Genomic DNA, 23391 nt, shown 5'->3' on the forward strand with positions numbered 1-23391 from the left:
GATCAGCCGCCGGCGCGTTTCTGGGCCAGCTCGTCGTTGATCTGAGCGTCGACCTGTTTGAGACCCGCGGTCATGTCGGGGATGTTGCCCGCCTGCCACTTCTCGGCGAAGTCGTTGACGGCCTTGAGGTGCGCGTCGCCGATCGGGGTCGACGGGTTCGGCAGCAGCTTCCCGCCGTTGTACAGGTCGAGGAACGTCTTGAACTCCGGCGTGACCTCGAGCTTCGGGTCGGTCAGCGCGGCCTTGGTGCTCGGCACGTTCTTCAGTCCGTTCGACAGATCGACCAGCGTCGCCGTGTCGAGGGTGACCTGCTTGATCAGTTCCCAAGCAGCGCCGGGGTTCTTGGCACCCTTGGGGATCGCGATGATCGTGCCCGTGGTGAACGCGCCGCCGTAGCGGTCCGGCTTGCTGTCGAGCACCGGCGGGGCCGCGGTGCCGAACTTCAGGTCCGGCGTCTGGTCCTTGATGAACGCGGTGCGGTATTCGCCGTCGATCATCATCGCGAGCTTGCCGCGCTGGAAACCGTGGTCCGCCGAGTACTCCTCGCCGAGACCGGCCTTGAACTGCTCGACCTTGGCGTGGCCGCCGTAGAAGTCGACGAGCTGCTTCTGGAAGTCGAACATCGCCTTCCACTCGGAGCTGTCGGCGAGATGCGACTGGCCGTCCGGGCCAAGGTAGGTGGCGCCGAAGTTCGGAGCCCAGTACTGCGCGAAGTTGGCGTAGAACGGCATCGACGGCATGAACCCGGCGACCTTGATCGAGCCGTCGGGGTTGAACTCGGTCAGTTTCTTGGTGGCCTCGAACAGTTCCGAGGTCGTCTTCGGCGGCGACGTGATGCCCTTCGCCGCGAACATGTCCTTGTTGTAGTAGAAGCCGTAGACGTCGGCGAGCAGCGGCATGGCGCACCGCTTGCCCTGGTACTCGGTGTAGCTGCGGACCGCGTCCGGGATCTGCGTCAGGTCGATCTTGTCGCGGTCGATGTAGGGCTTGAGATCCTGGAAGCTGCCCGTGGAGCACCACGCGCCGAGGTTGTCGGTGAAGAACGAGATCGCCACGTCCGGCGGGTTGCCACCGCGGATGGACTGGGTGATCTTGTCGTCGTCCTGCTGGCCTTCGTGCTTGATCTCGATGTTCGGGAACTTCGCCTTGAGCTTGTTGAGCCCGGCGGTGACCACGTTGTACTCGCGGTCGGTGAACTTGCTGTAGACGGTCAGCGTGAGCTTCGCGTCCGCGGCCGGGGCGGCCGCCGCGTCGCCCGAACCACCGTTCGGGCCGCTCGCGGCGCCCGAACAGGCGGACACCAGTGCGGCGACGGTGACCGCGCCGAGCACTATCGAGCCGCGCCAACGGCGGCCACTTCTGGAAACCTGGGTCTTGGAACTCATGACCCTCCTCCTAGTTGGTTGGGGCGGGAGACGGTGGTTCTGTTCGTGAATCCGGGATCGCCACGATCGGGTTCGGCTCTCCCGCCCCGGACCGCCTGGGCCCGGACAGCGATGGGGTGTTGACGCCGAAGACGTCCCTGCGCACGGTGGCGAGCGTGGACTGGAGCGCGCCCGCGCGGACCGCGTTGCCCTGCACCGAGGCGACCCCGACGGGGGTGCGGGGCAGGACGAGTTCGTGCAGCCTTTTCGCCACCAGTGCGGCGAATTCCTCGCCACCTGCGCGGCTGGTGTCACCTGAGAGCAGCACGAGTTCGGGATCGACGACCGCGATCAGGCTGGCCGCGCCGCCCGCGACGCGGCGGGCGAGGTCGTCGAGGAAGGGTTCGTTGGCGCTTCGGCGGGCTTTGGTGACCGCGTCCGCGCCGTCCACTGCCTCGATCCCGTGCGCGGCGGCGAGTTCGACGACCGCGGGTGAGGCGACCAGGTCGCCGAAGCGGTCACCGGCGCGCGGCTTTTCGCCTTGCCCGGCCACCGAAACCGGATCGGGAACGCGCATCCAGTCGATCTCGCCGCCACCGCCGGTCGCGCCGCGCAGCAGCCGCCGCCCGACCACCACCGCGCCGCCGACACCGTCGCTGAGCCAGATCATCACGAAGTCGTCCAGGCCGACCGCCTGGCCGACGGTCATTTCGACGATGGCGACGAGGTTGACGTCGTTCTCGATGGTGACCTCGACGCCGAGTTCCGCGCTGAGCCTGCTCGGCACGTCGAACCCGAGCCAGCCGGGGATGTGCGGCGCCGACGAGAGCAGGCCGGTGCGCGGGTCGAAGGCGCCCTGCGCGCCGATGACGACGTGGCGGAGATCGGTGGCGGCGAGCCCGGCGTCGTTCGCGACCTTCGTGAGCGCCGTGCCGAAGGTGCCGACGACGTCCGCGCCCTCGTGGACCGGGAGCGGCACCTGGTACTCCGCCAGCACCGCGCCGGTGACGTCGGAGACGACGAAGTCTGCTTTCCGAGGGGTGAGGTCGACGGCCGCGACATAGGCGAGACCGCCGTTGACCTGCCAAAGCTGCGCCCTCGGGCCGCGGCCCCCACCGCGTACGCCCGCCTTGCCGACGATGTCGTCCTGTTCGAGCCGGGTGAGCAACTGCGCCGTCGCGGGCTTCGACAGACCGATCGCGACTTCGAGCTCGGAGCGCGTCAACGGGCCCTCCCGGAGGAGGACCTCGATGGCCGCACGATCGTTGATCTCGCGCAGCATCCGCGGACTGCCGGCTCGCACTGTGGCTCGCTCCCGACTTCGTTAGGAAACTTTACAGACGGTTTCCGGGGACTGTAGTGAGCCGAAACACAGCCGTCAACGGGGTGGGGAAACGGAGAGATAACGCTTGCGGTGTTCCGCACAGCGGGTACACGCGCCGACGCGGAGGGTGCATCAGACGACGAAGGGCCGCTCAGGAGCGTCCTGAGCGGCCCTTCGTGCTGTGATGGATCAGAAGTTGGGATCCACGTACAGATCCCACACCCAAGGAAGCGAGGTGGGGTAGCACATCCACCCGTTCCAGTCTCCGGCGATCTGGCCGTGGTGGCCCGTGATTCCGCAATCCTCTTCGGTGTACGAACCGAAGTACTCGTAACCCGAGGCCTGCGCCGCTCCCGCGGTCACGGCGCTGATCGAAGCGAAGGCCGCGACAGCGGCTCCGGCGACGGCAAGCCGCCGCAAAGTGTTCTTCATGTTTTCCCCAGTGTCTTGATTCTCTGGTCCTGAACCGGACGGCAGGAGAATATCGGACGCTTCTCCGCTTCGAGGGCAAATCACCAACTCCGACTCGAACCAGCCACCACGGTGAGCCTTCACACCTTCCCCAGTACATGAAGGCCCCCTTCCTTGCGCTAGACGCAAGGAAGGGGGCCTTCATGTACCTCAAACCCCTAGACGCCCGCCCAGGCCGCCAGCATCACGCGCGCGATGGACGAGTTCCCGGGCAGCACCAGCTGCCGCGTACCGCCGGCGATCGGCGTCGGCACGGCGCCCGCGTTCCGCAACTGGCTGTTCGCGAACGCCGCCCGCACTTCCTCGCGCGAAACCCAGAACGCCTCTTCGATCTCGCCCTCCGCGGGCACGATCGTCGAAGTGATGTCGGCCCGCGCGGTGAAACCGAGCATGATCGACCGCGGGAACGGCCATGGCTGGCTGCCGAGATAACGCACGTCGCGCACGTCGACGCCGACCTCTTCGCGGATCTCCCGCTCGACACAGCCTTCGAGCGATTCCCCCGCCTCGACGAAACCGGCGAGAATCGAGTACCGGTTCTCGGGCCAGATCGGCTGGCGTGCCAAGAGGACGCGCTCGCCGTCGACACCGGTGTCGTCGTGCACGAGGCAGATCACCGCGGGGTCGGTGCGCGGGTACTCCTCCCGGCCACAGCCGGTGCACCTGCTCGCCCAGCCCAGCTGGATCACCTCGACCGGGTTCCCGCAGCGCGTGCAGAACTTCGCCTGGCGGTGCCAGTTCCGCAGCGCCTGCGCGGTGGTGAACAACCCGGCCGACGTGTCGTCGAGCAGGTCGCCATAGCCGCGCAGGTCGACCCAGACCTCGCCTTCGTGCCGCGGGACCTCCTCGACGACGCCCCAGCTGCCCGCCATCTCGACGGTCTCGGTCTCCCCGCTGGGGCGGCCGGGCAGCGACCAGAAGTCGGTGCCCTGCCACTCCCCCAGGAAGATCGCGTCGGCGGGCGGCTCGGCGCCGAAGTCCTGCGTCTTGCGGGTCGCGAGCGTGCCGGAACCCTCCACCACCGGGGTGCGGGAGTGCTCGTCGAGCAGCACGACCCGGGCGTCCGGCCAGCGCGCGGCGAGCCTGTCCGGGTTGGTGCGCAAGGATTCCTGACGGTCCGCCGTGGAGCGCGAAAGCGTCGGGAGCGCCCCCAGCCCGAACGGTGTGCTCATTCAGCCGGCTCCCCGACGGTCACGTCACCCAGTGCCTTCAGCTTCGGCGCGAGGACGTCGGCGTCGCCGACGACGACCCCGGTGAACCGCTTCGGCGCGAAGTACTCCAGCGCGGCGTTGGCCACGTCTTCGGCGGTGACCGCGGCGAGCCGCTCCGGGTGCCCGGCGAGCCATTCGGCGCCCAGCCCGGTCGCGGCGAGCGCGGACAGCTGGGCGGCCAACCCACCCTGCGACGACGCCGACGTGACCAGCGAACCGATGGCGTATTGCCGCACCGACTCGACCTCGTCGGCGGTCGGCGGGACGAGACCCAGCCTCGCCAGTTCGTACCGCGTCTCCAGCAGGGCGGCCGCGGTCGCGTCGGTCGCGGTGTCCGCGTCGACGTTCACCACCGCGGTCTGGTCGGTGAACTCGAATCCGGAGTGCGCGCTGTAGGTATAACCCTTGTCCTCACGGATGTTCTCGACCAGCCGCGACGAGAAATACCCACCGTAGGTGAGGTTCGCCAGCTGCAGCGCGGCGTAACCCGGGTCCGTACGCGGAACGGTCTGCGCGGACAGCCGGATCTGCGACTGCACGGCACCGGCGCGCGGCACGAGCAGGACGTCGCCGCCGGTGAGCGCGGGCAGCTCGGGCAGCCGGACGGCGGAGCGGTCCGAAGCCCAGCCGCCGAGCGCCTTCTCCAGGTCGCCGATGATGGTCTGCGGGTCGATGTCGCCGACGAGCACGAGCACGGAACCGCGCGGCAGCACCGAAGCCCGGTGCAGCGCGCGCACCTGCTCCGGCGTCACGACCGCCACGTCTTCGGCCTTCGGCACCTCGCGCGTCGCCGGGTGGTCGCCGTAGCGGTGCTTCTGCAGCGCCTCGCGGGCGATCGTCCTCGGCTGCGTGCGCGAGACGGCGATCCGCTCGATGAGCCGCTCGCGTTCCCGTTCCACCTCGGCGTCCGCGTACGACGCGCCGGTGAGCGCGTCGGCGAGGACGTCGAGCATCGTCGGCAGGCCGTCGGCCAGCGACGTACCGGTGACGGCCAGCCGCTCCGGGTCGACACCGGCGGCCAGGTCGCCACCGATCAGCGCCAGGTCGGCGTCGACCTCGATGCGGTCGCGGCGGGCGGTGCCGGTCAGCAGTGTCTCGGCCAGCACCTCGGCGGTCGCCGGGTGGAGCGCGTCGTCACCGGCGAACGGGATCCACAGGCGCAGCTCGACCAGCGGCACGGTGGCCTTGCGGACGGCGAGCACCCGCAGCCCGTTGTTCAGTGTGGTGTCCACATGGGACAGATCGGCGGCGGCGCGTTGCGTCCCCAGCGACGGGACCGGACGCGGCCCGGCGGCCGTGCGGCCGATCTCCTCGGCGGTGCGGTGCGGTGCGCTCACTGCTCGGTACCTTCCTGATCTGAAGATCCACTACCCGGACGGATGACGAGGACCGCGCGCGAATCCGGCCGCAGCGCCTTCGCCGCCGCCGAAACGGCTTCCGCGGTGACCGCCGACATCTTCTCGGCGAGCCGGTGCACCAGCGACGCGTCGCCGTACAGCAGCTCGAACGAGCCCAGCGCCAGCGTGCGGGACACCAGCTTGTCGTGCTCGGAGTGCAGGCTCGAGGCCCAGCGCGCGGTGACCTTCTTCAGTTCCTGGTCCTCCGGCGGCGTGGCCGCCAGCTTCTCCAGCTCCTCGTCCAGCGCGGCGAGGACCTGCTCGGTGCTCACCTCGTGCGGGTGGATCGCGGTGATGGTGAACGTGTCCGGGTCGCGGGCCTCGAACGGGCCGAACAGCCCGGCACCGGCGCCGATGTCGACGACCAGCGGCTCGCGGTGCACCAGACGCTGCTGCAGCCGGGAGCCGTCACCGTCGGTCAGCACACCGGCGAGCACGAGGTTCGCCAGGTAGCCGTCGAGGTCGTTGATCGGATCCGGCATGCGGTAACCGAGGGCGACCGCGGGCAGCGGGGCGTGCGGGTCGACGTGCTCGCCGCGCAACTCGCCATCGGGGGCGGGCTCGGCGAACGACGGGCGCTGGGGCGCGGGCCGGTGCGGCACGTCGCCGAAATGCTTCTCGATCAGCTCGCGGGCCTGCTCGACGGTGAAGTCACCGGCGACGGTCAGCACCGCGTTCGCGGGCGAGTAGTAGGTGTCGAAGAAGGCCGCGCAGTCGTCCAGGGTGGCCTGTTCGAGATCCTCGAAACCGCCGTAACCGTTGTGCGCGTTGGGGAACGTGGAGTACAGCACCGGCGGGAGCAGGATCCACGGGAACCCGCCGTACGGCCGGTTCAGCACGTTGAGGCGGATCTCCTCCTTGACCACGTCGATCTGGTTGGCCAGGTTCTCCTGCGTCAGCTTCGGCGCCCGCATCCTGTCCGCTTCGAGGAACAGGGCGCGCTCGAGTGCCGCGGCGGGGAGCACCTCGAAGTAGTCCGTGTAGTCCGGATGGGTGGAGCCGTTGAAGCTGCCACCACTCGACTGGACGTATCGGAAGTGCGCGAGCTTCTCCAGGCTCTCGCTCCCCTGGAACATCAAATGCTCGAAAAGGTGCGCGAAACCGGTGCGCCCTTCGGGCTCGGAACGGAAGCCCACGTCGTAGTGGACGCTGACACCCACCACCGGAGCGGTCTCGTCGGGCGCGAGCACCACGCGCAGACCGTTGTCGAGGGTGAATCGGACAAGCTCGGGATCGGCCATGCGCACCACCCTACGGCTTGGTCAGGGCTTCAGGCGACGACCCTGTCGGGTCGCGGCGAAGGTTCCCACTAGCGCGGCCGTGAAGTCGCTCACCCGCGCGATCTCCGGCTCGTCGGCGGCTTCCCTGCCGTACCAGTAGATCTTGGGCGGCCCCTTGATCCCGGCGAATCCGGCGATCCAGGTTTCCTGTTCGCCGAGAGCGAGCGCGTAGGGCAGCGCCCGCGACAGAAGAACCTCGCGTTCGAGCTTCGGGACGGCCGTCGCCTTGGTCGCCAGCAACGCGTCACGGACGCCGAGCAGCCGCCGGTGCAACGCGACGCCCGCCCCCGTGCGCACCGGCAGCCGGCGGGCGGTGACGGCGAGTACCGCGCCCGCGGCGATGACGATCAGCCCGAGTTGGGCGTAGCCGACGGTCAGCGCCAGCAGGACGGTGAGGAACAGGCCGTAGCAGCAGACCCTCAAACCGGCTCGGATGAGCTTGCCGGGCCCTCGCGAGTACCAGCGGCGCTCGACCACGCTGTCGCGCAACGCGCCCCGTACCGCGTCGACCCCGATGCCGGCGGCCTGGATCTCCGACAACAGGATCGACTCCCGCTCGTCCGGGAGCAGGAGGTCGAACACCGCCCGTTCGAAGGCGGTGAGCTGCTCGTCCGGCGGATTGCGGCGGACGAGTCGCCAGTCGGCGAGTTCGCCGGGCTCCTCGCTCACCCACAGGTAGTTCCGGACCGCGAGGTCGACGACCGTCGCCGCCAGATCGACGGCGTCGGCCCGCCCCGAAAGGACGAACCCGGCCTGCCCCGGCAGCACGCCCTCGGGTGACGCGAACGCGGCCTGTTCGTCCTTCCCGGTGAGCAGCCGGACCGGGAGCGCGTCGCCCGGGCGCTTGTCCCGCCGTCGCAGCGAGCCCACTGTCACGGCACCCGCGATCAGCGCGAGCGCGAAGCCGACCCAAGCCCAGCCGACCGGCGCGGTGAGCACGAACGCTCCGGCGAAGGTCTTCGACGGCTCCAGCCGCGCGTTCGCCGGGACGGTTCCGCCGGGCAACTCGACCGAGATCTCCATCCGCCCTCCGGCGGCGAGGTTCTGCTGGCTGAACCGGGTCAGTCCGGAATGCCCGATCTGGGCGGCCCCGCAGTGCGCGCGCGACCCTTCGGGACCGGCGTAGCAGGTGACCGCGTTCGGAATGGCGGGCGCGGCGAAGCTGGCGCGCACGAGTTCGAGCCGGGTGTCCCAGCCGCCCGCGACCTGCCAGCCGACCCGCAGCAGGCCGTCGGCTTCGGCGACCGCACCGTCCACTTTGTACCGGACGATCGAGGTGCCGCCCCGGAGCTTGACGGTGAACTCGTCGTCGGTCAGCTCGGAATTGCCCGCGCCCTCGATGACGACGTCGCGGATGCCGATGAGCCGGTCCCGGTCGCGCGGGGCGGCGGTCCGCAACGGAACGCGGCGCGTCATCGTCGCTTCGCTCGGCACGGACACGGCCTCGACGACCGAGAGGGCGCCGTCGCGTTCCACCTTGAGCGAGATCTCCGCGCTGTTGGGCAGCGAGGGCAGCTGCGGTTCGCCCTGCGCTCCCGCCGGTGCCGCACCCAGCACCAGCAGGAGGCCGACCAGCAAACAGATCTTCACGTCAGGCGGGGACCGGTTCCGGGCGCAGGGAGCGCAGGTGCCCGGCTTCGGCGAGCAGACCGTCCAAAGCGGACAGGAACGACGGCAGATGCGCGGCGAACCGGCGCAGATCCCGATCGCCTTCGAGGCCGCCGAACCAGTACAGCCCGGCCGAACCGTCCGCCGACGGGTCGAGCGCCTCGAAGGTCCGGAGCCAGTGTTCGGTGTCGCCGAGCACGATGGCGTACGGCAGCGACCGGGAGAACACCATTTCCCGGTCTCCCAACGGAATGTCGGCGACCTTGACCGTGTGCAGGTATTCGAGGAGGCCACGCACCTGGCCGACCAGACGCCTGCCTCGCGAGGTCCTCGGCGGCACCCACGACGCGCCCAGCAGCACGGCGAGCCCGGCGAGCGCCACCGCGACCCCGAGCAGCGCGTGCCCGGCGGTGAACGTCAGCACCACGGTGCCCACGAGACCGAGCGCGACCAGGCCGACGCCCGCCCAGGTGAGTTTGCTCCGGCTCTTGTCCGGGCGGCGCGAGAACCAGCCCTTGCGCACGACGTCGTCGTACATCGCCTCGCCCGCGACGCGGAGGTCGACGGTGCCGCGGCCGCGCAGTTCCGACAGCAGCACGGAATCGGTGCCCTCGGGCAGGAGGGCGGTGTAGATCTCGCGCTCGAAGGCGACGAGATGCTCGTCCGGCGCGTTGCGGCGGGCGAGCTGCCAGTCGACGGTTCCGGCGCCGCGGACCTCGGTGATCCACAGGTAGTTGCGGACCGCGAGGTCGACCACCGTGCCGCTGACGTCCACGACGTCGACCGTCTCGTCGACGACCGTGCCGACCTGGCCGGGCAGGACGCCGTCCGGAGAGGCGAAGGAGACACGGTCGCCGTCACGCATGAGGACGTCGACCGGGCCGGTGCCCGCGGTCAGCGCGCCCTTGTCGCGTCGGCGCGACAGCCACACGGCGACCGCGCCGAGCACGAGGAACAGCGCCAGTACCCCGAACCCGATGCCGGCGAGCGTGGTGAGCGCGAACGCGCCGCCGACCGAGTCGACGCGCTCGAACCGCGCGTTGGCGGGCACGGTGCCCGCCGGGAGCTGGACGGCGAGGTCGACCCGCTCCCCGGCCGCGAGCTTGTCCTGTTCGATGCGGACGACCCCGCTGTGGTCGGTCTCGGCGAGCGAGCACTGCCTGTCCGAACCGAGCGGCCCGGCGAAACAGTCCACTGTGGGCGTTTCGCGGGTCGGCGCGCTGAACGACGCGGACACGCGGGCCAGTTCACCGTCCCAGCCGCTCGCGACCTGCCAGCGCACCTGCTGCGCGCCGCCGACGTCGGCGACCGCTCCGTCCACTTTGTACTTGAGGGTGGCCGCGCCGCCGTCGAAGGTGGCGACCAGCTGATCGCCGGTCAGCTCGGTCTTGCCCGCGCCTTCGACCGAGACGTCACGGATGCCGTAGACCCGGTCCTGCTCGTCGGTGGCGGGAACCTTCAACGGAACGCGGCGTACCAGGTGCTGTCCACCCGGGACGGTCACCTGCTCGGTGATCGACACCGAACCGTCGCGTTCCACCTTCACCGCGACGTTCGCGGCCGCGCCGCTCGGTGGCTGCAACAGGCCGAGCTGGCCGCGCGCGCCGAGCGGCGGCGGCTTCGGCAATTGCGGCGCGTTCGTCAGCGAAGGGCCCGCGTCGGGCGCTTCCGGCACGTTCGAATCCGTCGGCGGGGCCATCAAGGCCGTGCTCGCCGCGACGGCCACGACCGCCGTCCCCCATTTCGTCAACACAGCCACACACTCTAGGCCAGCCGATCTATGCTGACCGCCGAAACGCCGAAACCCGCCACCTGGGGCGGAGGGCGTTGCAGACCGCATGGGGGATCCACTCGATGAACCACCAGCCGCCCGGCCCGCCTGATCCGCGACGCCGGCCGACTCCACCACCGACGCCGCCACGGCCGCCGCAGGGTGGCCGACCGCTCCCGCCACCGGGCGCGCGCCCGCTGCCGCCTCGCGGTGGTCCGCAGGGCAGGCCGCCGGTGCCACCGCCGAACCGGCCGGGCCCCGGTGGTGGGCCGGTTCCACCCGGCCGCCCAGGGCAGCCGGGGCCGGGTCAGCAGGGCCGGCCGAGTCCTGGCGGGCCGCCGATCTCGCAGCCGACGCCGATCCCGCCGCCGTACCGGCCGGGCCCGCCGAGCGGCGGGATTCCGCTCCCCCCACCGGGCGCGGTTCCGCTTCCGCCGCCGCGGATCGGCGCGCCCGTCCCGTTCCAGCCCGGCGCCGTCGGCCCGCCGCAGCTTCCCTACGGCCCGCGTTTCACGCAGCCGGCGTTCACGCCCTACGGCGGATACCGCGCCAAGAAGTCGAACGGCGGGGTCATCGCGGCCGTCGCGATCGTGGCCGTGATGGCGGTGATGGGCGGGCTGATCATGGTGATCGCCATCGCGGACAGCGGTACGCGCCACACCGCGGACGCCGGGTACACGACCGGCGCCTACCCGACCACGTCCACTTCGGACTACTCGACGACGACCACGTCCAGTGAAACGTCGACGACGACCGGCTCGCGTGATTCGACCGCCACGCGCGAGACGTCGACCGGCTCGACCCGCGAGACCTCGGCCAGCCGGGCCCCGTCCGGTCCGCAACCGCACTACAAACTGGCGGACAACCCACTGTGGCTGAACACGAACGTCGGCCTGCCGAACCAGGCGTGCAACCTCTCGCGCTGGGGGAACAACCCGAACGCGGCGTCGGCTTTCTTCGAGAGCGCGCGGCCTTGTCTGGACAGTGTGTGGCAACAGGTCATGAACTACACGAAACTGCCGTTCCGGGTCCCGACCGTGAAGTACCCCTCCGGCAAGAACTGGTCGAGCCCGTGCGGTGACGCCAGCAATGGCGCGGTGGCGGCGTTCTACTGTTCGCAGAACGAGACGCTGTACATGCCGTACGAAGGCCTCCAGGTCAACCAGTACGGCAACCGGCCAGGGGTGTACCTGGCCGTCTTCGCCCACGAGTACGCGCACCACGTCCAGGCGCTTTCCGGTATCTCGCGCGCCTATTGGGACGCACGGTACGAAGCCGGTACCGACTCCGCGGCGGGGCTGGAGATGTCGCGGCGGAACGAACTTTCGGCGCAATGTCTTTCCGGATCGTTCCTCGGCTCGACGGTGGGCCGCGGTGGCTCGGTCGACCAGGCGATGTACCGGGACGCGTGGGGATCGCAGGACCGCGGCGACCACAACGGCGGCCCGCGTGACCACGGCTCCGACGCGCACGCCGTCTCGTGGTGGCAGCACGGCGCGCAGAAGAACCGGATGTTCCAGTGCAACACCTGGGCGGCGAACTCGTCCGAGGTGTCCTGATCCCGACGTCACTCCGTCTTCGCATTTAGTCCTCTAAATGCGAGGACGGGGTGCCGGGGTCAGCCAGGTGGCGCGAACGGGTTCTCGGGTTCCGGCTCCGGTTGGGCGACCGGCCGCGTGACCGGCGCGGGAGCCGCCGCCTGCGGATACGGCTGGGGATACGCCTGCGGGTACGGCTGCACCGGCTGGGCCTGCACAGGCGGCACGTACTGCATGACGGGCTGAAGCGGCGCGTGCTGCAGCTTCGCCTGCTCCCTGCGCCGTCGCTCCGCCAGCACCGCCGACAGGTACGCCCACGACGGCACCCCCGGCGGCACCGGCGCCCCGATCGCCGCCGCGACCTGCTGCGCGAGCCCGTATCCGAGAGCCTCGACAGCCTCGGGGCGAAGCTCGCTCGTCCGGCTCAAGTACTGGCGGACGGCCAGGGCGAGGTCGTTCGGCAACCGGGTCAAGTCCAGCTGCGAGGCCCAGTACGCCAGCTCCGGCGGCATCCCGACGTACGGCGTCCTGGAGACGGGCATGCGTTCCCGGATCACCATGGTGCCGGCGAGGTAATCGCCGACCCGGCGACCGTTGGGTGACAGCAGCGACGTGACCACCGCCACGACGCCGAGCAGACCCAGCGCCCAGAAGTCGACGAAGAAACCGGCGAGCCCGCGGACGAGCGCGTGCCGGAACCGCACCGGACCGCCGTCCGTGCGGACCACGCGCAGGCCGAGCGCCATCTTCCCGAGCGTGCGGCCCCGGCTGAGCGTCTCGAAGATCACCGGATAGCCGACCATGATCAGCACGAGGGTCACCAGGAACAGGGTCAATGCCAGCGCTTCGTCGCCGAACGCGGCGATCTGACTCAGTACCAGCATCGCGACGAACAGCGCGATCAGCTGGAGTGCGACGTCGAGCATCATGGCGAGCCCTCGGCTCGCCAGTTTCGCCGCGCGCACGTCCAGGACGACGGCCTCGCCGGTGACGAGTTCGGACTCTTGTTCCACCTGGCAAGCGTAGTGACGAATAGGCTGGGCGACCAAGGACGATCGGCGGGAGGGCTCCGAGTTGGACGTGGACGTGTTCGTCGCCGCGCATCAGGCCGAATGGGACCGGCTGCGTGACCTCGTCGGCCGCGCCGGGAAACTCAGCGGCCAGGACGCCGACGAGCTGGTGACGCTGTACCAGCGCGTCGCCACGCATCTTTCGATCATCCGCTCGGTCGCGCCCGATCCCGCGCTCGTCGCGCATCTGTCCAGCCTGGTCGCGAAGGCGCGCTCGGCCGTCACCGGCTCGCACAGCCCCGCGTGGCGCGAGGTCGGCCTGTTCTTCACCCAGCGCTTTCCCGCCGCGCTGTACCTGAGCAGGCGCTGGTGGCTCGCGTCGGCGGCGGCGTCGATCGCGGTGATGGCGATCGCGGCGGTGTGGATCGCCGGTGACCCACAGGTGCTCGCGTCGCTGGCCTCGCCGGAGGAGTTCAAGGACCTCACCGCACCGGGCGGGAAGTACGAGACGTACTACTCCTCCGACCCCGCGGGCTCCTTCGCCGCGCGCGTGTGGACCAACAACGCGTGGGTGGCCGCGACCTGCCTGTTCCTCGGCGTGGTGCTGGGTCTCCCGGTGATCTACGCGCTCTGGGCGAACTCGCTGAACCTCGCGATCGGCGCGGCGCTGATGTCCTCGGCCGGACGGCTCCACGTGTTCTTCGGCCTGATCCTGCCGCACGGCCTGCTGGAACTCACCGCGGTGTTCGTCGCGGCCGGGACGGGACTGAAGCTGGGCTGGACGGTCATCGACCCCGGACGTCGTTCCCGGACGGCGGCACTCGGCGAGCAGGGGCGGTCGGTCGTGGTGATGGCACTGGGCCTGACCGTGGTGCTGCTGATCTCCGGCGTGATCGAGGGTTTCGTGACCCCGTCGGGCCTGCCGACCTGGGCGCGGGTGGGAATCGGTGTAATCGCCGAAGTCGCCTTTTTGCTCTACGTATTCGTCGTCGGGCGAAAGGCCGCGAAAGCGGGGGAAACGGGTGACGTCGACTGGCGATACGCCGGTGACTCTCGACCGGAAGCTGGTTGAAGTGGTTGGTCGTGAGTGATTTGGGTCGTTCTAACGACCAAATCTTGGGTACCTACTCGTGGCCTGCGGTCTTGTTTGCGTGAAGTACGTGATGGCCCCCTTCCTTGCGCCTAGCGCAAGGAAGGGGGCCTTCATGTACTTGGGGAAGGTGTGAAGGCCGGGTTTCCTCGACTGAGCCGAGGGAAGGGGACTTCTCGCGCCGCTGTTGTGACTGCTGGTGCCTGTGGGACGAACGTGGCGATGGCCGAGTCCGTGAAGATACCCAAGCACCCTTGACTCCAACGACCCAAATCACTCACGACCAACCAGCCGGCGCGCGGTCGACGTCAGAGTCGCCCGGCCGCCTTCAGCGCGAGATACCGGTCGGCCAGCCGCGGCGGGAGGTCCTCGGGCACGGCGTCGACGACTTCGACCCCGTGCCGCGCCAGCCGCGCGGTGACCTGGCGCCGTTCGGCCAGCACCCGCTCGGCCGCGGCGGCGTCGTAAACCGCCTCCGCGTCACCACGGCCCGCCGCCATGCCGGCCACCCGCGGGTCGGCCACGGAGGCGACCACCAGCTGATGCCGCGAAGTCAGTTTGGACAGCACCGGGAACAGGCCTTCTTCGAGCGGCGCCGCGTCCAGTCCGGTCAGCAGGACGACCAGCGCACGCCGCCGGGTCCGCCGCAGCACCTCCGCGACCATCCCGCGCGCGTCGGTTTCGATGAGCGACGGTTCGAGCGGCGCCATCGCGTTCACCAAGGCGGGCAACAGTTCCGTCGAACCCTGCACCGCGGCCTGCACCTGACGGTCGTAGGCGAAGAGGTCGACGCGGTCACCCGCCCTCGCGGCGAGCACGGCCAGCAGCAGAGCGGCGTCCATCGCCGCGTCGAGCCGCGGCGCGTCCCCGACCCGGCCCGCCGAAACGCGGCCGGTGTCGAGGACCAGCACCACGTGCCGGTCGCGTTCGGGGCGCCAGGTGCGCACCATGACGTCGGAGGCGCGTGCCGAAGCCCGCCAGTCGATCGACCGGACGTCGTCGCCGATCACGTACTCGCGCAACGAGTCGAATTCCGTGCCCTGCCCCCGGATCAGCACCGCGTTGCGGCCGTCGAGCTGCTGCAGCCGCGCCAGCCGCGACGGCAGGTGCTTGCGGCTGTGGAACGGCGGCAGCACCCGCACGGTCCACGGCACCTCGTGCGAACCTTGCCGGGCCGCGAGGCCGAGCGGCCCGGTCGACCGGACGGTGACCCGGACCGCCCGCCGGTCGCCGCGCCGGGTCGGCAGAAGCCGGGTGGTCACGACGCGGCGTTCGCCCGCGGGCAAGGTCAAGCGATGCCGGTCGTCCGCGCCGGCGCTGGGCGGCCAGGCGTCCCGCAGCCACGCGCGCACCGCGCGGCCACCGGGATTGGCGACGGTCAGCGTGATCTCGCAGGGCTCCCCGAGCCGTACGGACGTCGCACCGGACCGCTCGAACCGCAGTCGCCGCACACTCCCGGCAAGCAGGAGATCCAGCACCACCACCAGGAACAGGACCGCGGCGGCCAGCCCGATCCCGGTCCACGACGGCAGCAGGAGGCCGACCACCGGCGCCGCGAGGAGCGCCAGCAGCCCGAGCCGCCCGGTGACGGCCATCAGCGTGGAACGGGCACGGACGCGAGGACGCGGTCCAGCACGCCGTCGGGGGTCGCGCCTTCGAGTTCGGCCTCGGGCCGCAGATCGAGCCGGTGCCGCAAAGACGGCCGCGCCAAGGCTTTGACGTCGTCCGGGGTGGCGTAGTCGCGGCCGGCGAGCCACGCCCACGCCCGCGTCGCGGCCAGCAGCGCGGTCGCGCCACGCGGCGAGACGCCGATGCGCACGGACGGCAGCGCCCGCGTCGCCCGGCAGACGTCGACGATGTAGGCGAGCACCTCGGGGCGCACGGTGACCCCGGCGACCGCGCGCCGTGCCGCGTCGAGTTCACCTGCCCCGGCGACCGGCTTGATCCCGGCCGCGACCAGGTTCCTCGGGTCGAATCCTTGCGCGTGCCGGGAAAGGATGCCGAATTCGTCGTCGCGCGACGGCGTCGGCATGGTCAGTTTGAGCAGGAATCGGTCCAGCTGCGCCTCGGGAAGCGGATACGTGCCTTCGTATTCGACCGGGTTCTGCGTCGCGATGACGATGAACGGATCGGGCAGCGGCCGGGTCTTGCCGTCGTTGGAGACCTGCCGCTCCTCCATCGCCTCCAGCAGTGCCGACTGCGTTTTCGGCGGAGTGCGGTTGATTTCGTCGGCCAGCAGCAGATTGGTGAACACCGGGCCCTCGCGGAAGGAGAACTCACCACTGTGCGCGTCGTAGACGATCGAGCCGGTGATGTCACCCGGCATGAGGTCCGGCGTGAACTGCACCCGCGTCGTCTTCAGGTCCAGCGCCGCGGCCAAGGCCCGCACCAGCAGGGTCTTCGCCACGCCGGGAACGCCTTCGAGCAGCACGTGTCCCCGGCACAGCAACGCGATGATGAGCCCGGTGACGGCCGCGTCGTTGCCGACCACGGCCTTCCCGACCTCGGCGCGCAACGCGATCAACGCCGCCCGCGCTTCGGCCGCACCGTCCACACTGGACTGTCCGGGTTGTCCGGCCTGTTCGGTACTCAAGACCGCTCCACCTCTCGTTCCACGACGTCGAGTCCGTCCGCCAGCCGCACCAGCGCGGCATCGTCGGCGGGCGGATCCCCGTACAGCAGCGCGCCGATCTCGGCCGGGGCCCGGCCGGTCCGCGCGGCGACGGATGCCACCAGTGCCGCGGGTTCGGCGTCGCGGGTCAGCCCCAGCAACGGCCGAAGCCGCGCGCGGGCCGCCTCACGCAGGGTCTCCCCGGCGTGCGCGGCGGCCTTCGCCTTGCGATACAACCGGGCCCTGCCCTCGGTGGCCTCGGCCGCACGCACCACGACCGGGATCGGTTCGGTCACCACCGGCCCGAGCCGCCGGGAACGCCACAGCGCCAACAGGACCACCGCGATCCCGGCCTGCAAGGCCGCGTACGACCAGCCCGCCGGGATCAGTTCGGACAGTGGCTTCTTCCCCGCTTCGAGCGACGGATCCGCCGGCGTCGGCAGGTACCACACCAGCCGCTCGTGTTTTCCGAGCAGCCGCATGGCGAGCGCCGCGTTGCCCTCGGCGGACAACCCTTCGTTGGTCAGCAAATCGGGAGAGCCGAGCACGGTCACCGTCGCTTGTGGACCGGGGACTTCGAGATACGAACCGCCGTAACAATCCTGTGCTCGCGGCTGCGTGGCCGCATACCTCAAGCCACCCATCCTCGCGCTGCCCGCGGCGACGGGATCCGCCGCCTGGCAGTCCGGGGCGCGGGTCTCGATCTCCAGCTGGCCGGTCGAGCGCACCCCGGGAAGGATTTCCTCGAGCGTGTCAGGACTCGGCTGTACCAGCACGATGTGCTTGGCGTTGCGCCGGATTTCGGCGAAGGTGTTCTCGGGCAGGTAGGCGGGCTGGGTGATCAAGACGGTCGCGTCCCTCGCCACACCTTTGGCCGCGGCGGCGGTGCGCACGATCGGGATCTTGATGCCTTCCCGTTCCAGCAAGGTCGCCAGCGCACGGCTGCCGCCGGGGTCGTACGAACCCGGTTCGAGGGCGCCGGGGGTCTGCTCGCCTCTGGCGAGGACCACCAGCGTGCCGGTCAGCACGACGAGGAAGATCACCGCGAGCGGGAGCCGCACCTCGCGCCAGATCCGGCGGGCGTCGGGCGAAACCGAGGTCATCCGGCCGCCAGCGCGACGGGCCGGGAACGGCGGCAGCGATCGTCCAATTCGGACAAGGACCGGTAACCGGCCTCGGTGGCCGGTATCCCTCCATAGTGGACATCGTCGAACAGCCGGGCTCCGGCGCGCAGCGAATCGGCGACGTCCGGGAGCAGCCGTCCGGCTTCGATGGCGGCCTCGTCGGCCGTCCGGCCGGACTTCTCGTCCAGCAGCGCCCGTTCCTCCAGTGACCGCACCAGGGCACGGAAGATCTCCCGGACGGCGTCGTCGAAGTCGCCCCGTGCCGCGGCCTCCGCGGCCGCCTTGCGGTGTTCACCGGAAGGCTTGCGCCGCCCGGAAAAGACCGCGCGTTCCCCCTTGGCCGAGGTCGCCAGTGGACCGGACCGCAACCGGATCACCACGAACAGCACGATCAGGACGACGATCAACACCACGACGGCGAAGATCCCGCCGGGCACGGCGCTGTCGACGGTGGTGAGGAAGGTCAGCAGCTTTTCGACGACCCAGCTGAACGCTTCGGACAGCCAACTCGGCTTCGCGGCCTGGTAAGCCGGATCCGAGAGCTCCTCGGCCGCGCGCAGCCGGGCGGTGTCCCGGTCGATGTCGACCGGGACTTCGGTGCGGAAACGCGTCACCATGCCTGCGGCGGAGGCGGCGGCGTGATGCCGGCGGCGCGGGCCAGTTCGATGTCCATGCCCTCGCGGCGCATCCGCTGGTCGATGTAGAGGATCACGGTGACCAGCGCGGTGAACGGCCCGACGATCGTCTGCGCGATCACGGTGCCGACCGACTGCAGGACCAGGTCACCGGTCGAGGGGATGTACACCTGCTGGGGATCGGTGAAGACGGACATGAACGCGCCGAAGCTGAACGGCGTCGTGATGATCATCGCCAGGAACGACGAGATCACGGTGGCCAGCAGCAGGATCCCGAAGATCCGCCAGAACATCCCCGAAACCAGCTTCACCGAACGGCCGAACGCCTCGCGCACGGTGCCGCGTTCCAGCAGCAGTGCCGGACTGGCGAGCGCCCAGAAGGTGAACGGGATGATCGCGGGGACGAAACAGAAGATCGCCGCGACCAGGATCGCGAGCGTGTAGAGCACGGTCAGGCCGAGCAGCGGCAGGAGCCGGGCCGCCGCCTCCTTCACCGCCTCCTTGAAGACGATCGGCTTGCCGAGCGCGGCTTTGCCCATCAGGACGGTCAGGAAACCGGTGAGCAGCGTCGTCCCGATCATGGTGGCGATGAGGCTGATGAAGCTCACCGCCAGCGACCCGCCGAGCAGGTCCAGCATCTGGTTCAGCAGTTCCTGATCGGTGGCCGCCGGGCCGAGATCGCGGAGCCGCTCGAGGTCCTCGGTCGTGTCGAGCAGCAGCAACCCGATCAGGTCGATGGCGGCGGTGAGCACGGCGGTCACCGCGGCGGCACCGAAGACCATCCGCCAGTACCGGCGCATGGTCGTGACCGCGCCGTCGAGGATGTCGGTCAGGTTCAGCGGCCGCAGCGGGATGACCCCCGGCTTGCCGAGACCGACCTTCCAGTCCGGATACTGCTGCTGGGGGGCCTGATAGGACGGCAGAGGAGGCGGCGGGGCCGCCCCGGACGGGGACTGCCACTGCTGCTCTGGTGCCGGTGGCGGCGGTACGTCACCGCGTGGGGGTGTCGGTGCGTCCGCCTGTGGCTTCGGTGTCTCGGAACCTTCCGGCCCGGACGGTCCCCCGGTCTCCGTCATGCGACATCCCCTTACCCGTTCGCGTGGCTTACGCACACTCTTCCAGAGGGCTCGACACCCAGCCAGAGCTGGGGTGACGACACTGATGGGTGACCGCTCGCCTCACCATGGATACCCTCTGCAGCGAGCAACGGGAGGGTGCGCCGTTAGCTCGTTATGCTGAACATCGGGCCGGGTACCCCCGGTTCGCCCCTAGGACCACCCGGGACCGACTTGATGACGCAACCGCCCCACGGCCAGTGGCCGCCACGCGGCGCCGTCCAGCCACCGCCGGTGCACGGCCAGCCCCCTGCTCCGTGGCAGGGCGCGCCACACCACTTCCCGAGGCCGCCGCGCCGGTCGGTCGGCGCGATCGTCGGGATCTGCCTCGGTGCGGTCGCCGTACTGGTCCTCGGTCTGGTGGCGATCGTTTCACTCAATCGTGACGACAACGATCACGTAGCGAACGCGGGCTACCAGAACTCCCCCGGCCCGACTTCCCCGGCGGCCCTGCCGCCGAGCGGGTCGTCGTCGCCCTCGTCCTCGCCGGATCCGTTCCCGACGTCGCCGACCAGGACGCCGTCCACCTCGAACGGGCCGCAGAAGGTCCTCAAGCTCGCCGATCACCCGATGCTCCAGGATCCGAACGCCGGCCTGCAGAACCGCGTCTGCGCGCTGCCGCAGTGGCAGAGCAGCCAGCAAGCGGCCGAGGCGTTCTTCACCGCGGCGGGCAAGTGCCTCGACAACGCGTGGGGCCCGTTCCTCGAGGCCTACCGCCTGCCGTTCACCCCGCCCGCCCTGCACTTCCCGACCGGCGCCAGCTTCGACACCGAATGCGGCACGATCCAGGTGGGCATCGCGACGGCGGCGTACTACTGCGAGAACAACCTCTACGTGCCGTTCCGGGGTCTGCAGACCGACCAGTACGGCAACAACCCCGGCGTCTACCTCGCGCTTTTCGCTCACGAGTACGGGCATCACGTGCAGGAGGTCGCCGGGCTGATGGACGCGGCCTGGCAGAAGATCTACGACGCCGGCCAGAACAGCCCGGCCGGGCTGGAGATGTCGCGGCGCAAGGAACTACAGGCACAGTGCTTTTCCGGGATGTTCCTCGGCGCGCATGTCGACCAGGGCGGCACGGTCAGCCGGGACATGTACAACAAGGCCTGGAACGACCAGGAGACCCGCGGCGACAACACCTCACGCAGCCAGGACCACGGGACGAACGCGCATTACGCCTCCTGGTGGCGGGCCGGTGCGAGCAACAACCGGATCGCCGACTGCAACACCTTCTCGGCGTCGGCCAGCGCCGTCTCCTGACGCCCCGCGTTCAGTCCTCTGGATGCGGTCTTTGCGCGTGCAAGTACCGCGTTTAGAGGACTAAACGCGAGCGGGTTGGCACGTCCTGGTGGCGATCGCTCGACCGAACGGAACATCTCCACCGGATCTTGCGGGCGGTCCCCCGGTGACGGCGGGCAGCAGGAGCACCCGGCGGCCGCCTGACCTCATCCCGGCGAGGCCGCTGCTCCAGCGACCCCGGGTCAGATCGGCGACTCCGCCGGGATCACGCCGAGAAGCCACGGCAGACGACTTCGCCCTTCACCGACAGATCCGGCTTCTTCGACGATCTGGTCTTGCTCGGCCATCTCGCGCCACCCCCAGGTGTCGCGAGAACTCCAGGAACCAGAGCGCGCCGTGACGAGGCCCAGTCCGATCACGCGGGCGCGAGTCGCCGCGGCCCACGCAGGACGAGGAAGACGTACATCCCACCGGCGAAGCAGCTGAACACCAGGAGGGCCAGCCCGAGCGGACGCCGTGCGTCGCTGGCCCCCGCCGCCGCGTCGGCCGCGTGCACCGAGACGGCGGTACCCGCGGGGCCGTCGGGGACGACGACCTCGAGCCGCTCGCCCTTGCCGTGCCCGCAGGCGTTGAGCGAACCTTCCATCGGCTGGCCGCCGAATTCGAACTTGACGGTCTCGGTGGCGCCGCCGCCCGTACAGGGCACGGGCTGGACGACCTCGGCCTGCACGGTCGTCCCCGGCCTGTCGTTCGTGATGCCGAACAGACCCGGCCCGGCGAGCCAGGCCAGAAAGATCACCAGCAGGCCGACACCGGCCGCCACGGCCAGGGAGTTCCACCCCGGGGTGAGCCCTCTGGCGGGGTCCGATCGCTTGCGCACGTTCGCCATGTTCCCAGAACCGGGCGGCAAAACACAGCGAACCCGCCCGGCGGCGAAAGTGAGAGCAAAGGTCCCCCGCTACCGCCGCCGGGTCAGCGCTCGATGGTCTCCGCGGACGTCACCTTGCGGACGTACAGCAGCTTGTCGCCCGGCTCGATCGCGTCGGCCTGCGGAGCGTCCACGCGGTACAGGACGCCGTCGCGGACGAGGCCGAGCACGATGTCCGACAGATGCCGCGGCGAGCCGCCCTCCTCGGACGGTTCCACCGGGCGTTCGGCGATCGCGAGGCCGGACTCCGGGGTCAGCAGGTCCTCGACCATGTCGACCACCAGCGGCGACGACGTCGCCATCCCGAGCAGGCGCCCGGCGGTCTCGCTCGACACCACGACCTGGTTCGCGCCCGACTGCTTCAGCAGGTGGACGTTCTCCGCTTCCCGCACCGACGCCACGATGTGGGCCTTCGGCGCCAGCTCGCGTGCGGTCAGCGTGACCAGCACCGCGGTGTCGTCCCGGTTCGGGGCGACGACGACGGCCTTCGCCCGCTGGACACCGGCGACCCGCAGCACGTCGGCGCGGGTGGCCGAACCGTGCACGGTCACCAGGCCGAGCGAGGTGGCCGCTTCGAGGGCTTGCTGGTCGGTATCGACGACGACGATGTGGTCGGGCTCGATGGTTTCGTCCCCGAGCAGCGCGTTGACCGCCGACCGGCCCTTCGTGCCGAATCCGACGACGACCGTGTGGTCACGCACCTTCGTCCTCCACTTTTGGATCTTGAAAGCCTGGCGAGAGCGCTCGGTGAGCACTTCCAGGGTGGTACCGACCAGGACGATGAGGAACAGCACCCGCAGCGGGGTGATCACCAGGACGTTCACCAGCCGCGCGGACGACGTCGCGGGCGCGATGTCACCGTACCCCGTGGTCGAGAGCGACACCGTCGCGTAATAGAGGCTGTCGAGGAGGCTGAGCCCGTCGCCGTTGGCGTCGCGGTAGCCGTCCCTGTCGAGGTAGACGATCAGGACGGTCGCGAGCAGGGCGAGCATCGCGCCGATGATCCGTTTGAGGATCGACCGCAGCGGGCTGACCGTCAGTTCCGGCATCCGGATCACGCCGACGAGCTCGTGGTCCGGGCGGTCGCTCAGCCGGACCGGGAATCGCTTGAGCACCTTCATGCACAGGCTCCGGCCTGGTCCGCGTCACTCACGGTCGCCGAGGATAGCCGAAGACCCTCGTCTTCATCGCGGTATGCGAAGCTCGGGGCATGTCTTCGGAATCCAAGCCGTCGCAGCGGCCCGCGTATTTCCTCGCCGGCCTCCTCGGCGCGGCGGGTGTCCTGCACTTCCTCCAGCCGAAACCCTTCGACGCCATCATCCCGAAGCAGCTTCCCGGTTCGCCTCGCGTGTGGACCTACGGTTCGGGTGTCGCCGAGCTGGGAGTCGCCGCCGCGATCGCCGCGCCGAAAACGCGCCGGCTCGGCGGGCTCGCGGCCGCGCTGCTGTTCGTCGTGGTCCTGCCGGGGAACGTCAAGATGGCCGTGGACGCCGATCGCCGAAAGGCGCCGAAGCACTGGCGAGCGGCTTTCTGGGCCCGCGTCCCGCTTCAAATCCCGCTCGTGACCTGGGCTTTGAAGGTCCGCGACCGCGCCTGACCCGCATTTCGTCCTCTAAAGGCCGGTCAGGCAAATGTGGGGTGTCCGTGAAGGCCCCCTTCCCTACTGTGGGGGTAG

General features: G+C 70.1%; 20 protein-coding genes. 4 read left to right on the top strand and 16 right to left on the bottom strand.

Going from position 1 to position 23391, the window contains the following annotated elements:
• Positions 1-2: 2 nt before the first annotated feature.
• The 8 genes from ACZ54P_RS20875 to ACZ54P_RS20910 form a co-directional block, all read right to left on the bottom strand.
• Positions 3-1331 carry an extracellular solute-binding protein gene (locus ACZ54P_RS20875; protein WP_465463394.1) on the bottom strand — a complete coding sequence of 443 codons (1329 nt, stop codon included), beginning with the start codon at positions 1329-1331 and terminating at the stop codon, positions 3-5.
• A gap of 64 nt (positions 1332-1395) precedes the next feature.
• Positions 1396-2646 carry an ROK family protein gene (locus ACZ54P_RS20880; RefSeq protein WP_465463395.1) on the bottom strand — a complete coding sequence of 417 codons (1251 nt, stop codon included), beginning with the start codon at positions 2644-2646 and terminating at the stop codon, positions 1396-1398.
• Between the two features lie 231 nt (positions 2647-2877).
• Positions 2878-3120: a hypothetical protein gene (locus tag ACZ54P_RS20885; protein WP_465463213.1), complete on the bottom strand. Its 243-nt coding sequence runs from the start codon at positions 3118-3120 to the stop codon at positions 2878-2880.
• A gap of 197 nt (positions 3121-3317) precedes the next feature.
• Complete coding sequence (gene nudC / locus ACZ54P_RS20890) at positions 3318-4331, bottom strand: NAD(+) diphosphatase (protein WP_465463214.1); 1014 nt, start codon at positions 4329-4331, stop codon at positions 3318-3320.
• Positions 4328-5707, bottom strand: coding sequence for a M16 family metallopeptidase (locus ACZ54P_RS20895; RefSeq protein ID WP_465463215.1), 1380 nt, complete (start codon positions 5705-5707; stop codon positions 4328-4330). The genes nudC and ACZ54P_RS20895 overlap by 4 nt, the downstream gene beginning before the upstream one ends.
• The gene (locus tag ACZ54P_RS20900; protein ID WP_465463216.1) at positions 5704-7008 is read right to left on the bottom strand and encodes a M16 family metallopeptidase; all 1305 of its coding nucleotides are present in this window, start codon (positions 7006-7008) and stop codon (positions 5704-5706) included. Before ACZ54P_RS20900 ends, ACZ54P_RS20895 begins: the two co-directional genes overlap by 4 nt.
• 21 nt (positions 7009-7029) lie before the next feature.
• A complete protein-coding gene (locus ACZ54P_RS20905; protein WP_465463217.1) occupies positions 7030-8637 on the bottom strand; it encodes a DUF2207 domain-containing protein in 1608 nt (535 codons plus the stop codon).
• Position 8638: 1 nt separating this feature from the next.
• On the bottom strand, positions 8639-10408 hold the full coding sequence (locus tag ACZ54P_RS20910) for a DUF2207 domain-containing protein (protein ID WP_465463218.1): 1770 nt from the start codon (positions 10406-10408) through the stop codon (positions 8639-8641).
• Positions 10409-10509: 101 nt separating this feature from the next.
• Here ACZ54P_RS20910 and ACZ54P_RS20915 point away from each other — a divergent pair, with 101 nt between their 5' ends.
• Positions 10510-11985, top strand: coding sequence for a neutral zinc metallopeptidase (locus ACZ54P_RS20915; protein WP_465463219.1), 1476 nt, complete (start codon positions 10510-10512; stop codon positions 11983-11985).
• 59 nt (positions 11986-12044) lie between these two features.
• Here the strand turns inward: ACZ54P_RS20915 and ACZ54P_RS20920 are convergent, their stop codons facing one another.
• Positions 12045-12977 carry an RDD family protein gene (locus ACZ54P_RS20920; RefSeq protein WP_465463220.1) on the bottom strand — a complete coding sequence of 311 codons (933 nt, stop codon included), beginning with the start codon at positions 12975-12977 and terminating at the stop codon, positions 12045-12047.
• Between the two features lie 61 nt (positions 12978-13038).
• Between ACZ54P_RS20920 and ACZ54P_RS20925 the strand changes: the two genes are divergently transcribed.
• A complete protein-coding gene (locus ACZ54P_RS20925) occupies positions 13039-14046 on the top strand; it encodes a stage II sporulation protein M (protein ID WP_465463221.1) in 1008 nt (335 codons plus the stop codon).
• A gap of 326 nt (positions 14047-14372) precedes the next feature.
• Here the strand turns inward: ACZ54P_RS20925 and ACZ54P_RS20930 are convergent, their stop codons facing one another.
• Genes ACZ54P_RS20930 through ACZ54P_RS20950 form a run of 5 tightly spaced genes read right to left on the bottom strand, consistent with a single transcriptional unit; the run spans position 14373 to position 19510 of the window.
• A complete protein-coding gene (locus ACZ54P_RS20930; RefSeq protein WP_465463222.1) occupies positions 14373-15659 on the bottom strand; it encodes a DUF58 domain-containing protein in 1287 nt (428 codons plus the stop codon).
• Positions 15659-16618, bottom strand: coding sequence for an AAA family ATPase (locus ACZ54P_RS20935; protein WP_465463396.1), 960 nt, complete (start codon positions 16616-16618; stop codon positions 15659-15661). The genes ACZ54P_RS20930 and ACZ54P_RS20935 overlap by 1 nt, the downstream gene beginning before the upstream one ends.
• Positions 16619-16653: 35 nt before the next feature.
• Entirely contained in the window at positions 16654-17778 is a 1125-nt protein-coding gene (locus tag ACZ54P_RS20940; protein ID WP_465463223.1) for a DUF4350 domain-containing protein, read from the bottom strand.
• The gene (locus tag ACZ54P_RS20945) at positions 17775-18416 is read right to left on the bottom strand and encodes a DUF4129 domain-containing protein (protein WP_465463224.1); all 642 of its coding nucleotides are present in this window, start codon (positions 18414-18416) and stop codon (positions 17775-17777) included. Before ACZ54P_RS20945 ends, ACZ54P_RS20940 begins: the two co-directional genes overlap by 4 nt.
• The gene (locus ACZ54P_RS20950; protein WP_465463225.1) at positions 18410-19510 is read right to left on the bottom strand and encodes a hypothetical protein; all 1101 of its coding nucleotides are present in this window, start codon (positions 19508-19510) and stop codon (positions 18410-18412) included. The genes ACZ54P_RS20945 and ACZ54P_RS20950 overlap by 7 nt, the downstream gene beginning before the upstream one ends.
• A 216-nt stretch (positions 19511-19726) precedes the next feature.
• Between ACZ54P_RS20950 and ACZ54P_RS20955 the strand changes: the two genes are divergently transcribed.
• The gene (locus tag ACZ54P_RS20955) at positions 19727-20809 is read left to right on the top strand and encodes a neutral zinc metallopeptidase (protein WP_465463226.1); all 1083 of its coding nucleotides are present in this window, start codon (positions 19727-19729) and stop codon (positions 20807-20809) included.
• A gap of 394 nt (positions 20810-21203) precedes the next feature.
• Here ACZ54P_RS20955 and ACZ54P_RS20960 read toward each other — a convergent pair whose 3' ends face one another.
• Positions 21204-21611, bottom strand: coding sequence for a hypothetical protein (locus tag ACZ54P_RS20960; RefSeq protein WP_465463397.1), 408 nt, complete (start codon positions 21609-21611; stop codon positions 21204-21206).
• A gap of 149 nt (positions 21612-21760) precedes the next feature.
• Positions 21761-22837 (bottom strand): potassium channel family protein, encoded by a 1077-nt coding sequence (locus ACZ54P_RS20965; protein ID WP_465463227.1) that lies wholly within the window; start codon positions 22835-22837, stop codon positions 21761-21763.
• A gap of 89 nt (positions 22838-22926) precedes the next feature.
• Between ACZ54P_RS20965 and ACZ54P_RS20970 the strand changes: the two genes are divergently transcribed.
• On the top strand, positions 22927-23313 hold the full coding sequence (locus ACZ54P_RS20970; protein ID WP_465463228.1) for a DoxX family protein: 387 nt from the start codon (positions 22927-22929) through the stop codon (positions 23311-23313).
• Positions 23314-23391: the final 78 nt, after the last annotated feature.

The organism is Amycolatopsis sp. NPDC034160, assembly GCF_055575355.1.

Bases quoted from the DNA above. Each gene is read 5' to 3' on its own strand.
- ACZ54P_RS20880 (WP_465463395.1), bottom strand. From the start codon at position 2,646: ATGCTGCGCGAGATCAACGATCGTGCGGCCATCGAGGTCCTCCTCCGG.
- ACZ54P_RS20885 (WP_465463213.1), bottom strand. From the start codon at position 3,120: ATGAAGAACACTTTGCGGCGGCTTGCCGTCGCCGGAGCCGCTGTCGCG.
- nudC (WP_465463214.1), bottom strand. From the start codon at position 4,331: ATGAGCACACCGTTCGGGCTGGGGGCGCTCCCGACGCTTTCGCGCTCC.
- ACZ54P_RS20900 (WP_465463216.1), bottom strand. From the start codon at position 7,008: ATGGCCGATCCCGAGCTTGTCCGATTCACCCTCGACAACGGTCTGCGC.
- ACZ54P_RS20915 (WP_465463219.1), top strand. From the start codon at position 10,510: ATGAACCACCAGCCGCCCGGCCCGCCTGATCCGCGACGCCGGCCGACT.
- ACZ54P_RS20930 (WP_465463222.1), bottom strand. From the start codon at position 15,659: ATGGCCGTCACCGGGCGGCTCGGGCTGCTGGCGCTCCTCGCGGCGCCG.
- ACZ54P_RS20940 (WP_465463223.1), bottom strand. From the start codon at position 17,778: ATGACCTCGGTTTCGCCCGACGCCCGCCGGATCTGGCGCGAGGTGCGG.
- ACZ54P_RS20945 (WP_465463224.1), bottom strand. From the start codon at position 18,416: ATGGTGACGCGTTTCCGCACCGAAGTCCCGGTCGACATCGACCGGGAC.
- ACZ54P_RS20950 (WP_465463225.1), bottom strand. From the start codon at position 19,510: ATGACGGAGACCGGGGGACCGTCCGGGCCGGAAGGTTCCGAGACACCG.
- ACZ54P_RS20955 (WP_465463226.1), top strand. From the start codon at position 19,727: ATGACGCAACCGCCCCACGGCCAGTGGCCGCCACGCGGCGCCGTCCAG.
- ACZ54P_RS20965 (WP_465463227.1), bottom strand. From the start codon at position 22,837: ATGAAGGTGCTCAAGCGATTCCCGGTCCGGCTGAGCGACCGCCCGGAC.
- ACZ54P_RS20970 (WP_465463228.1), top strand. From the start codon at position 22,927: ATGTCTTCGGAATCCAAGCCGTCGCAGCGGCCCGCGTATTTCCTCGCC.